12 protein-coding genes are annotated in these 12,068 nt (G+C 26.5%); all 12 read left to right on the forward strand.

All coding sequences use genetic code 4. The features are described 5' to 3' along the window. The first annotated feature begins 7 nt into the window (after window positions 1-7). Entirely contained in the window at window positions 8-547 is a 540-nt protein-coding gene (gene atpF / locus CG473_RS00600) for a F0F1 ATP synthase subunit B (RefSeq protein WP_094254370.1), read from the forward strand. Continuing rightward, window positions 547-1,104 (forward strand): F0F1 ATP synthase subunit delta, encoded by a 558-nt coding sequence (locus CG473_RS00605; protein ID WP_094254371.1) that lies wholly within the window; start codon window positions 547-549, stop codon window positions 1,102-1,104. The genes atpF and CG473_RS00605 overlap by 1 nt, the downstream gene beginning before the upstream one ends. Next, the gene (atpA, locus tag CG473_RS00610; RefSeq protein ID WP_094254372.1) at window positions 1,091-2,755 is read left to right on the forward strand and encodes a F0F1 ATP synthase subunit alpha; all 1,665 of its coding nucleotides are present in this window, start codon (window positions 1,091-1,093) and stop codon (window positions 2,753-2,755) included. Before CG473_RS00605 ends, atpA begins: the two co-directional genes overlap by 14 nt. 2 nt (window positions 2,756-2,757) lie before the next feature. Beyond that, window positions 2,758-3,615 (forward strand): ATP synthase F1 subunit gamma, encoded by an 858-nt coding sequence (gene atpG, locus CG473_RS00615; RefSeq protein WP_094254373.1) that lies wholly within the window; start codon window positions 2,758-2,760, stop codon window positions 3,613-3,615. A gap of 8 nt (window positions 3,616-3,623) precedes the next feature. Then, a complete protein-coding gene (gene atpD / locus CG473_RS00620) occupies window positions 3,624-5,015 on the forward strand; it encodes a F0F1 ATP synthase subunit beta (RefSeq protein WP_094254374.1) in 1,392 nt (463 codons plus the stop codon). After that, on the forward strand, window positions 5,015-5,425 hold the full coding sequence (atpC, locus tag CG473_RS00625) for an ATP synthase F1 subunit epsilon (protein WP_094254375.1): 411 nt from the start codon (window positions 5,015-5,017) through the stop codon (window positions 5,423-5,425). The genes atpD and atpC overlap by 1 nt, the downstream gene beginning before the upstream one ends. A 215-nt stretch (window positions 5,426-5,640) precedes the next feature. After that, the gene (locus tag CG473_RS00630; RefSeq protein WP_094254376.1) at window positions 5,641-6,132 is read left to right on the forward strand and encodes an MAG0490 family ComEA-like DNA-binding protein; all 492 of its coding nucleotides are present in this window, start codon (window positions 5,641-5,643) and stop codon (window positions 6,130-6,132) included. Window positions 6,133-6,269: 137 nt separating this feature from the next. Then, complete coding sequence (locus tag CG473_RS00635; protein WP_166623165.1) at window positions 6,270-7,451, forward strand: ComEC/Rec2 family competence protein; 1,182 nt, start codon at window positions 6,270-6,272, stop codon at window positions 7,449-7,451. Between the two features lie 51 nt (window positions 7,452-7,502). Next, window positions 7,503-8,447 (forward strand): DNA polymerase III subunit delta, encoded by a 945-nt coding sequence (gene holA, locus CG473_RS00640; protein ID WP_166623164.1) that lies wholly within the window; start codon window positions 7,503-7,505, stop codon window positions 8,445-8,447. Next, window positions 8,440-10,023 (forward strand): alpha-amylase family glycosyl hydrolase, encoded by a 1,584-nt coding sequence (locus CG473_RS00645; protein ID WP_094254379.1) that lies wholly within the window; start codon window positions 8,440-8,442, stop codon window positions 10,021-10,023. The genes holA and CG473_RS00645 overlap by 8 nt, the downstream gene beginning before the upstream one ends. A gap of 9 nt (window positions 10,024-10,032) precedes the next feature. Further along, entirely contained in the window at window positions 10,033-11,073 is a 1,041-nt protein-coding gene (locus CG473_RS00650) for a nicotinate phosphoribosyltransferase (protein WP_094254380.1), read from the forward strand. Further along, a complete protein-coding gene (locus CG473_RS00655; RefSeq protein ID WP_094254381.1) occupies window positions 11,063-11,848 on the forward strand; it encodes a glycerol-3-phosphate acyltransferase in 786 nt (261 codons plus the stop codon). The genes CG473_RS00650 and CG473_RS00655 overlap by 11 nt, the downstream gene beginning before the upstream one ends. Window positions 11,849-12,068: the final 220 nt, after the last annotated feature.

Raw genomic sequence — 12,068 nt, forward strand, 5'->3', positions numbered from 1 at the left:
AGACAATATGAATCAAATTGTTGAAATAAATCGTAGTACTTCTGAAACTCTAACAGAGATGTTTCAGAGTCTTTTTCCTTCAATTCCATTATTTGTAGCAACTGTTTTATCATTTATCATTTCGTTTATTTTTTTATATATTTTTTTATATAAACCAGTTAGCAAGTTTGTCAAAGATCGTCAAACATTTATTCAAAATAATATTGATAGTTCAATCGAGAGCAAACGTCTAGCACAATTAGCACAAGAACAAGCAGCTGATTCACTTTTTCAAGCTCATGAAACTGCACAAAAAATTGTAGTAAAAGCAAAAATTGAAGCTGAAAAAGTTGCAAATGAATATATAACAAATGCTAAAAGAGATGTCCAAATTATTGTTCGGAATGCAAAAATGGATGTAGAAAGACAAGAAAATGAATTTTACGAAAATTCAAAAAATCACATTGTTCAAACATCAGTTGAATTAGCTAAAAAAATACTAAGTAAAGAAATTAAACCAAATATCGAAAATGAAATTCTTTTAGAATTAGAAAAAATGCAAAAATAATGTCAGATAGAAAATACGATATTGCACATGCCTATTCTGATGCACTAGTTGATTTAACAGAAGATAAAGATTTAAGAAATGTTCTTGAAAATTTAATTTTTATTCAAGAAGTTGTTAATTCAAATCCTGAACTTGTAGAATATTTAAAAAGTGAACAAGAATCTATTGATGAAAATAAAAAGTTTTTAGTCAAAATTTTTGAACCTGCAAATGAAACTGTAAAAAAATGAATTTGGATTATATTAGAACAAAAATTAATTTACTATTTGAAATTAATTTTGTCAGTTGTGATTCAAAAATTAGAAATGCGTTTAGGAATAAAGCGTGGAATTATTTATACAACTAATGAATTATCAACAACAAAACTAAATCAAATAAGTAAATTACTTAGTCATAAAATTAATAAAGAAGTTATCTTAGTTAATAAAATAAAACCAGAATTACTTGCCGGTTATGAAATAGTGATTGATGAATTAAAATTTAGCAATAATGTAAATGAGTGATTACAAAAGTTTGCAAAAGAAATTAAAAAGGAGCGGTTAGATGAGACAAAATAGAGTAAATGAAATTGCTTCATTAATAAAAGAAAAAATTAAAAATTATGATTCAAAAGTTCACAATAGTGAAATCGGAAAAATTGTAAGTGTTGGTGATGGAATAGCTCTTGTAAGTGGATTAGATTCTGTTCAAGAAGGTGAAATTTTAGATTTTGGTTATGACGTTTTTGGTCTAGCTTTAAATTTAGAAGAAGAATTTGTTGGAGTTGCAATCTTAGGTAATGATTCTGTGCTTAAAGAAGACATGGAAGTTACAAGAACTAAAAAAATTATTTCCGTTAAAGTTGGTGAAGAACTTTCGGGTAGAGTTGTTGATGCACTTGGCAGACCAATTGATGGTAAAAAATCAATTCAATCAACAAAAACTAGAGATGTTTTTATAACTGCCCCTGGAGTTATGACTCGACAATCTGTTGATCAACCACTTGAAACCGGGATTATGGCAATTGATAGTATGATCCCAATTGGTCGAGGTCAGCGTGAATTAATAATTGGAGATAGACAAACAGGAAAAACTGCAATTGCAATTGATACAATTTTAAACCAAAAAGGCAAAGGCATAAAATGTATTTATGTTGCAATTGGTCAGAAAAATTCAACTGTTTCTCAAATTGTTAAAAAACTAGAAGATAATGATGCGCTTGAATATACAACGATAGTAGTAGCCGGTGCAAGTGAACTAGCTCCAATGCAATATATAGCACCATATACAGGTGTAACAATTGCTGAAGAATTTATGCAAAAAGGTATTGATTCATTAATAATTTATGATGATTTATCAAAACATGCTGTAGCTTATAGAACGCTATCTTTATTACTTAGAAGACCGCCAGGAAGAGAAGCTTATCCAGGAGATGTATTCTATTTACACTCGAGATTATTAGAAAGATCAGCTAGACTTAATAAAGAATATGGTGGTGGTTCAATTACAGCGCTTCCAATTGTTGAAACTCAACAAGGTGATATTTCAGCTTATATTCCTACAAATGTAATTTCTATTACCGATGGTCAAATTTTTACAAAAGAAGCATTATTTAATTCTGGTCAAAGACCAGCAATTGATGTTGGTTTTTCAGTTTCTCGTGTTGGTTCAACTGCTCAACATAAAATGATTAAACAAGTAGCTGCTTCATTAAAATTAGAATTAGCTCAATATAATGAAATGCAAGCTTTTAGTCAGTTCGGAAGTGACTTAGATCAATCTACAAAATCAATATTAGATCATGGTCAAAAAGTTTATAATATCATTAAGCAAAATCAATATTCACCAGTTGATCAAGTAGATCAAGTTCTTGTCTTTTTAGCTGTAAAATTGAAAGTTACAAACATAATTCCAGCTGAAAGTATTGAAACTTTTAAGAAAAGAATAATTTCTCATTTTAGTAGTAATAAAGATGCGCTTATTCTTAGAAACGAATTGCAAGAAACCAAAAATATTTCACCTGAATTAGAAAAAAAATTAAAACAAATGTTAATAAAAATTGCTAATCAAGTTGTTAGTGAAATACCAGGATATGATTCTAAAAACTTTCAATCTATTCCAGGTGTAAATCAAGTTCAAGATGAAAAAAATAAAACTCAAAAAGACAATGTTATTTTAAGTAAAGATAAAGAAAAAACAAGCAATAATAAAAGCAGTAGCGGTAAATAAAAATGGCTTCATTACAAAAAATTAATCAAAGAATTTCGCTTGTTGATAATATAAAAAAAATTACAAAGGCAATGGAATTAGTTGCTACATCAAAATTAAGAAAATTACAAAACCATAGCGATAAAGTTAATGAATATAGTTCAACTGTTGATGAAATGTTTCAAAAAGTTTCATCACAATTATCAAAAGAAGATTTAAATTTAATTTACCCACAGAATCCTAAAGACGCAATACTTTATGTTGTAATTACAAGTGATTTAGGATTAGCTGGTTCGTACAATAGTGATATTTATAAATTAGTAAAATCATTATTAAAACCGGATGATAAAGTTATCATTTTAGGTTCAAAAGGCATTAATCATTTTTCATATTTAAACGAGAAAATATTAGCTCATTATGCTAATTGACCAGATTTTGTTAGATATGAAAATATAGAGCCTACAATTGAAATAATTTTTGAACATTACTACAAAGGTGAATTTAAGCAAGTCAATGTAATTTATACAAAATTTGTCAATGTTGTAACTACTGAAAAAGTTAATTTACAACTGCTGCCAATTCTAGTTAATGATTTTAAAAATACAGCCGAAAGAGTTCAAATGAAAGCTGATATTGAATTTGAACCAAATCCAGAAACTATTTTTAAAAGCGCTATGCCTCTTTACATTGGTTCAAGATTATATGGACTAATTGCTGAATCTAAAGTTTCTGAAATGGCTAATAGAAGAGTAGCTATGGAAAATTCAACTAGAAATGCTGGTGAATTAATAGGCAATTTAAAAATCGAATTCAACCGCCGCCGCCAAGCAGCTATAACACAAGAAATAGCTGAAATAGTTGGTGGATCAGTAGAATCATAAGGAAAAGTATGGAAAAAAATATTGGAAAAATTGTTAAAATTGTTGGCCCGGTAGTCGATGTAATATTCCCAAGCGGTCAATTACCAGCTTTAAATAATAAATTAGAATTAGAAAAAGATGGTCAATGATTCTACTTTGAAGTAGCTCAACATATTGGTGATGACATTGTTAGAACAATTGCAATGGTTGAAACCAAAGGACTTTCAAGAGGGCTTAAAGTAACTGATACAGGTAAAGCAATTTTAGCTCCAGTTGGTAAACCAATTCTATCAAGAATGTTTAACGTTATGGGTGATCCTATTGATAATATGCCGCAAGTTGAACCTGAAGATTGAATATCAATTCATCAACCTGCACCTACATATGAAGATCAAAAAACTTCTAGTGAAATTTTAGAAACTGGAATTAAAGTTGTTGATTTACTAGTTCCATATGCAAAAGGTGGAAAAATTGGTCTTTTTGGTGGAGCAGGTGTAGGTAAAACTGTTTTAGTGCAAGAATTAATTAATAATATTGCTACTCAACATGGTGGATTATCTGTTTTTGCCGGAGTTGGTGAAAGAACTAGAGAAGGAAATGATCTTTACTATGAAATGAAAGAAGCGGGCGTTTTAGATAAAACAGTTTTAGTTTTTGGACAAATGAATGAACCTCCAGGTGCTAGAATGCGTGTAGCCTTAACAGCTTTAACAATGGCAGAATATTTTAGAGATAAATACAACCAAGATGTTTTGCTTTTTATCGATAATATTTTCAGATTTACACAAGCTGGTTCTGAAGTTTCTGCTCTTTTAGGACGAATGCCTTCAGCTGTTGGTTATCAACCAACTTTAGCAACAGAAATGGGTCAGTTACAAGAAAGAATTACTTCAACTAGAACCGGTTCTATTACGTCAGTTCAAGCAGTTTATGTGCCAGCTGATGATTTGACTGATCCTGCACCTGCTACAACTTTTACCCACTTAGATGCTAAAACTGTTTTAGATAGAAATATTGCTGCATTAGGAATTTATCCTGCCGTAGATCCACTTGGAAGTAGTTCAAGATTACTAGATCCTTTAGTTGTTGGTGAAGAACATTATAAAGTGGCAACAGGTGTTCAAAACATACTTCAACGTTTTAAAGAACTTCAAGATATTATTGCTATTTTAGGAGTTGGAGAACTTTCTGAAGAAGATAAAAAAGTTGTTTCAAGAGCTAGAAAAATTAGAAACTTCTTATCACAACCATTTTTTGTAGCAGAAAAATTTTCTGGTAAAAATGGAGTATATGTTAAAGCTAAAGATACAGTTAGAAGTTTTAAAGAAATACTTGAAGGTATACACGATGATTTGCCTGAAGATGCATTTTTATATGTTGGCACAATTGAAGAAGCAATTGAAAAATCTAAAGGTAATTAATGGCTAAAAATGTAAACTTAACTATTACAACACCACAAGGAATCTATTTTAATGACATGGTAGATATTGTAACAGTTAAAACTCCAGAAGGTTATGTTGGATTTATGGCTAATCATCAACCTACTCTATCAACAATTATGATCTCAACTCTTTATGTTAATAGTTCTTCATCAGGAAAACAAAGATTAGCAGCTATTGACACTGGCTTAATTTATGTTGATAAAGAGCAAATAACTATTGTTACGAGTGCATGTGAATTTGCTGAAGATATTGATGTAACTAGAGCAAGAAAAGCTAAAGAAAAAGCAGAAGAAGCAATTAAGCTAACAACAAATATAACTAAAATTACAGAAGAAGAAAGACGCCTTTCAAGATCATTAAACAGACTTAAAGTTGCCGATCAAAAGTAATTTGATAACGTTCCATTTATGAGAACGTTTTTTTATTTTCTTTGAATTGAAGATTGTAAAAAACATGTCCAAAAATTCAAGTATGTTCTACAAAAATAGTTTATATTTCTATATTATCAGCTCAACCATTTTTTTAATTTTAAAAAATAAATTCAATAATACAAAAAAATAATTTGCGTTTTTTCGTTTAAGGAGATTTTTTTACATTTAATAATGTGAAAAAGAATTTTAAGATAATTTTACTAATAATAGCAATAGCAATAAGCATTGTTTCATTTTCAATTTATCATTTTTATTCAATTCCAAAGCAACAAGTGCAACAAAAGCGAAACGAAATAAGAATTTTGGTTCAAGGATGAATTGAATTTCCAGGCTGACATATATATCCAGAAGGAACAAAATTTTCTCATGTTTTACAGGATCTAAAAGTTAAAACAGGAGCTGATTTAAAAAATATTGATATTGAAGAAATATTGATCAATGATAAAGAGTATTACATCCCAAAAATTAACTTAGACAAATTAACATGATCTAAATTAGAAATTACAGATTTAAAAGAAATTGGGATTAATCAAAATATTAGTCAGGAAATAATAAATTTAAAAAATAAGAAAATAAAACCAACATGAGAATTAATTGACAAAATATCTGGAATCGGACCAATAACTATTGAAAAATTAAAAAACAAATTAGACCTGAATCGATAATTAGTTTACATGCGATTTGTTTAATAATATTTTGCTTTTTATATAACAATAATAATTATTGAATAGTTCCTATATTAATGCTATTTACTATCAATTTTTATTGTTATACAATTCAAAAAGATAAATTAGGTATCTATATGCTTTGCTTTAGCATATTGTTTATTATTTTTTATGTCACAAATATTGAAATAAGAAATAAAGAATATACAAATGGTTCTAACTATATAATTTATTCTAAGAAAAATAATTATTATGTAGTTGAACAAAATTGACAATATTTTTCTCTTAACTATAATGGTAATTTAAATGTTGGAGATGTAATTGAAATTGAAAATATTCATGTTGAGAAATTGACAGATGAATATTCAAAATATTTAAATTCAAACGATGTATATTACAAAATAGATTTTCATGATGTGAGAGTAGTAGGCAAAAAATTTAACTTACATCAAATTGTAAAATCATATTTTCAAAATAGCCCGCAATATTATAAAAATTATATGACTTTATTTTATTTGGGAAATTTAGATTCTGAAACAGCGGATATAGCAAAAAAAATAAAATCTTTAGGAGTGTATCATTTAGCTGTTATTTCTGGATTTCATTTAAACTTTTTTACCATTTGCATTTCTAAAATTTTAACTAAATTGAAAATAAATAATTCATGACAAAATATAATGATAATTAATTTATTCATATTTATTTTTATAGTTTCAAATTATAGTATTCCAATATATAGAGTTGTTTCAGTTTTTATTATCAATATATTTATTAAAAAAATTTGAAAGTCAAAAATGTCTGTTACATCATTGCTCATGTCTTCTCTTTTATATTTAATTTTTAGACCTGGAGCAATTAATTCTATCTCTTTTCAATTAAGTTATTTGATATCGTTTTATATATTACTTTTTTCAAAAATTAAATTTAAATCAAAATTGTTAAAACTAATTTTGATCCCGGTAGTAGCGAATTCAGTTTCACTATTAGTTACAACACAAATTAATAATCTAATATATCCTTTTGCAATATTGAATAACTTACTGTACACACCTATATTTGGATTTATTTATTTAGTAAGTGTTTTGTTGTTTTATATCAAACCATATGTAGATTTTATTTTTAAAGTATTCGATATTCATTTTGGTTTTGTTAAATTATTGACGTTCAATATAGAAAATACAAATTTTTCAATAATGTGATTCATTGTAAATTTTCTAATTTTGAACATTTATCTGATTACAAAAAGTGATAAAAAATTATTTATGGAAACTCAGCAAATCAAATACAAAACAACATTATTTAAAATATTGAATTATTAACCGCCAGACATTATCGAAAGATATTTATTTTCAAATATGTATAATTATTTTATGGACTTAATAATCGGAAAAGATGAATATTTATCTGAAATTGAAATTGATAAACTATTAAATAATAATTATAAAAATTATCTACCTTCTAAATACAGTTATGATTTTAATATTAATATATTTTTAGATGACATATTACAAAGAGATTTATTCAATGATAAGAAAGTATTTATTGTAAAAGATTGAAATATTTTAGAATCTAGCGAAATGAAAAAAAGTGATTTTGATAATATTTCACTACATTTAAGACTTACAAATTATCCTATTATTTTTGTTGTTAATAAAAATATCAAAAAGCAAAATCAATTATTGAAATATATTTTTCAAAATTCTAATATCATCGAAATTCCAGAATTGCAAAATTATGAAATAGCAGATTTTATTAGAAAATATATTAGTGATAAAAATTATAACTTTGATTATAAAGCCGTAAGTCATCTATTAGATGTTTTACCTGATGATTTAAAAATAATTACACAAGAAATTGAAAAATTATCAATGCTAGCAAAAGAAATAACTATTGATGATATTGATGAATCAATTTCATTTTACGATAAAGAAATTGATTATCAATTACTCGATGCTATTGCAAGTAATAAACCATCTGTAATTTTAAAAGTATTTCACGAAACAATAGAATCAGGTGTTGATCCGATATTGATTATGGGTCAACTTGCATCTTTATTTATTCTTGCAAGTGAAGTACATAATCTCATGGAAATAGGTAATTCTGTTTTTACGATAAATGAAAAATTAGGTGTGCATCAATATAGAATAAAAAAAGCAAAAGAGATAGTTGATTTAATGGGAATTTCAAAAATCAGATTTTTAATTGATCGTTTAGAAAAAACGGATTATAGAATTAAGAAAAAATATTTAGATCCTATATTTTCTTTAGAAGTTTTTATACTCAATTTAGTTTCACAGGAGATTGATAATGAATAAGATTTGGTATGAACTAGATCAAAACTACTATTCAAATGATAATGATAAAAATTATTCATTTGAAGGTATTAAAAATGTAATTAAGTATTTTAAAAGTCTACAAATTGATTTTGTAATTATGCAGCAAATTCTAAATACATATGATGTTCCAAATGCTGAAATAATCAAAAACAACGAAAGTCAAATAGGATCTATAAGTAAGTTAAGAGATTTGCTAAAAGAACTTAAAGATAATGAAATTTTTCCTATAATGAAATTCGATTTAGAAAAACTTAAAATTGCAGTTAATAGTTACGAAAATTTAAATAAATATTTAAATAATCAATTAGTGGTATCAAGGCAAAATAGTTCTGTTGGATTTTTAAATAATAATTTAAATGATCATAAATATATTACTCAATCCTACTTTATTAAAACTAATTCAAATGATTTTGAAAAAGCGTGATCTGCAAATAATTCAATGGATGAATTAAAAATATTATTAAAATTTTATAAAAAAATTGGTTTTAAAGGAATAGTCTTTCACAATTTTGAATCGATTTATCCAATTGATTCAAAAACTAATAATGTTAATTCTAAAACAATTGCACAGTTAAAAACAATTTATCAAATGTGCAAAGAAATAGATAGAGAATTTTTAATTGTTTTAGAAACAAAAAATGAACTTAAAAATTCAATAGTTCCCCTGGACAAAGATCGTGAAAAATTTTATGATTTTATAATCAATAATTCATTAGCAGAAATTAATAAAACTACTAAATTTGATATTGGTCTACACGTTGATGTAAGCAAAAGAAACTTATCTAAAATGATTGAAAAAACACTTAATCAAAACAATAATATTTTTGCTTTACAATCAGTTAATAGTGGAAGAATAAATTCAAACTGAGGAGATGATTATATTTTTTGAGAAGAATCTGCAAAATCATTAATAATGTTGAATTTAGTTCACTTACATGATAAGAAAATTTTTAGCGGTCAAGAAGTAGGATTACTCAATTTAAATAAATCATTTTTTGACAAAATAAAAGATTTTGAAGTTAACGAACAAAAACATAAATTAGCTGATTCAGGAATTTCGGTAGATAGATTCAACTATTCATTTGTCACGCTAAATCCATTAAATTTAAAATACCCTTTTTTATGAAGTAAAGAACAGCAAACGGACTTTGATAAATATTTAGATTATAAATATGAAACAAATGTTAAAAGTCAATGAAATAATAATTATTCAGTTCTAAATTTTTACAAAAAAGTTAGTCATATTTATAAAAATGATAGTTTTGTTACCATGCTTAAAACAGCAAAGTACAAAATAAATCATCCCAAATTTAACAATACAATAATTGATTATTCTATTGTTTCTCCAAAATTCACAATTAGGATTTTTCTAAATTTATCATATGAATTTATAAAAGTAAGATTACCAAAAAAATATAAGGTAATTTTATCAAGTTATCAATCAAAAAAATATATTAAAAAAATAAGAGAATTAGATCCATATGAATCCATTATAATTTTAGAGAACCCTAAAAATGTGGAAGATGATTTTATTGTTTCCCTTTTTGAAATGTAAGGATATAAAATGAACAAGGAAAAAAACTTAGATAAAAATCACCCTTTATATTATTCAGCTAACTATTTTTTTAAAGCTGAAGAAATTATTAAAAAATTGAAACCAGATTCAATTATTACACTTCAGTTTTTTCAAAGAAAAGACAACATTATGCTCTCAGGAATGGAAGAAGTTTTAGAATTACTAGAAAAATACACTCCTGTTGACAAATACAAAATAAGTTATTTACCTGATGGTTCTTTAATTAATTCGAAAGAAGTAGTTTTAGAACTAGAAGGAAAGTATGAATATTTTGGAACATATGAAGGTATAATTGACGGAATTTTAAGTCGCTCATCATCAGTATCTACAAATGTACATAGGTGCATTCTTGCTGCAGGAAAAAAAGAAATCGTATTTATGAGTGATAGAAGTGATCATTATTCAAATCAAATACGCGATGGTAAAGCAGCTATTGTTGCAGGAATTAAAGCACACCCAACTACTGCTACAAGTCAAGGGCATCCAGAATTAGTATTTGGCTCGATTCCTCACGTTGCTTTGCAAGCTAATGAAGGGGATGTAGTCAAAGTAATGCAGACATATCAAGAGTTATTTCCTGAAGAAAATTATTTAGTTGCATTAGTAGATTTTAACAATGATGTTATTGCCGATTCACTTAAAGTAGCAAAAGCTTTAGGTAAAAATCTAAAAGGTGTTAGAGTTGATACATCCGTTTCTGTTAGAGATAAAATGTTTAAAGATAATGAAGATGAATGAGGAGTTACACCAAGGCAAATTAAAGCGCTTAGACAAGCATTAGATGATGCAGATGCTATGCATGTTAAAATTATTGTCTCAAGTGGATTTACACCTGAAAAAATATCTCGATTTGAAAAAGAAAATACCCCAGTTGATGCATACGGAGTCGGCGAATATATTTTAGATATTAAGGTTCACTATAGTGCTGATGCAGTAAAAATAGATGGCAAGAACTTTGCTAAAGTTGGAAGACAATATAACCACAATCCTAAACTAATCGCTTTTAGAAAGAAAAATTATGATATATAGTTCAAGCACTACAAATATTTTTTTGGAAGTTTCACAATTTAATTATGATTCAGCGCAAAAAACCATTGCCTTTATTTCATTTAATTTTTTAATAATAATTTTGGCATATTTATGAGGATCACTAAATACATCAATTTTAGTTTCAAAATTTATTTTCAAAAATGACATTAGGCAGTATGGATCAGGTAATGCTGGTTCAACAAATATTAAAAGAAAATTCGGAACTAAAGTAGCTGGTTTAATTTTTTTAACAGACATATTAAAAGTTTATTTAGTATCTGTCATTTTGTATTTTACAAATAATTATGCAGTTGGCTTTGAAGCAACTAATGGAATGAAATCAATATTTGTTGTAGTTCCTCAATTAGCTATAGCAGCTATTGTTGTAGGACATATTTATCCAATATTCTTTAAGTTTAAAGGTGGAAAAGGTGCTGCAACTTTAGTTGGTTTTTACTTAAGTGTTAACATAATCTTATTTCTTATTGGATTTGTTTTGTGAGTGACAATTTTATATACAAGCAAAATGGCATCAGTTGCAACAACTTTAGCTAATTTAATTGCTATTCCATTATTCTTTATTCCTTGGTTTGATACTTCCGTTTTAGGATTTTTAATTCCGGATTGACCTTCAATTGGTTCTTATCCACTTTCAACTTTACATTCTGGATTAATCTTTTTAGTTACATCAGCGCTTGTTATTTTCTCACATAGATCTAATTTAGCAAGAGTCTTTAAAGGTGAAGAAAGAAAAATCAAATCTAAAAAAGCTTAAATAATTGCTAGCAGATTAAAATCAGTCGTATATAGCCGATTGATTTTTTATATTTTTTATTTAATTCATTTAAAAAAATAAATTTTATGTGTAAAATAAAAAAACATTTTGATTTTTTTCGAATATTTTGGCAATAAAATTAACTTATTTTTGTATATTTTCACCCATTATGTTAGACACATTTATGCTCTAAAGCATAAAAAACTAACAAAACACAAAT

This window comes from Mycoplasma testudineum, assembly GCF_002245785.1.
In the GTDB taxonomy this organism is placed as follows: Bacteria; Bacillota_I; Bacilli_A; order Mycoplasmatales; family Metamycoplasmataceae; genus Mycoplasmopsis_B; species Mycoplasmopsis_B testudinea.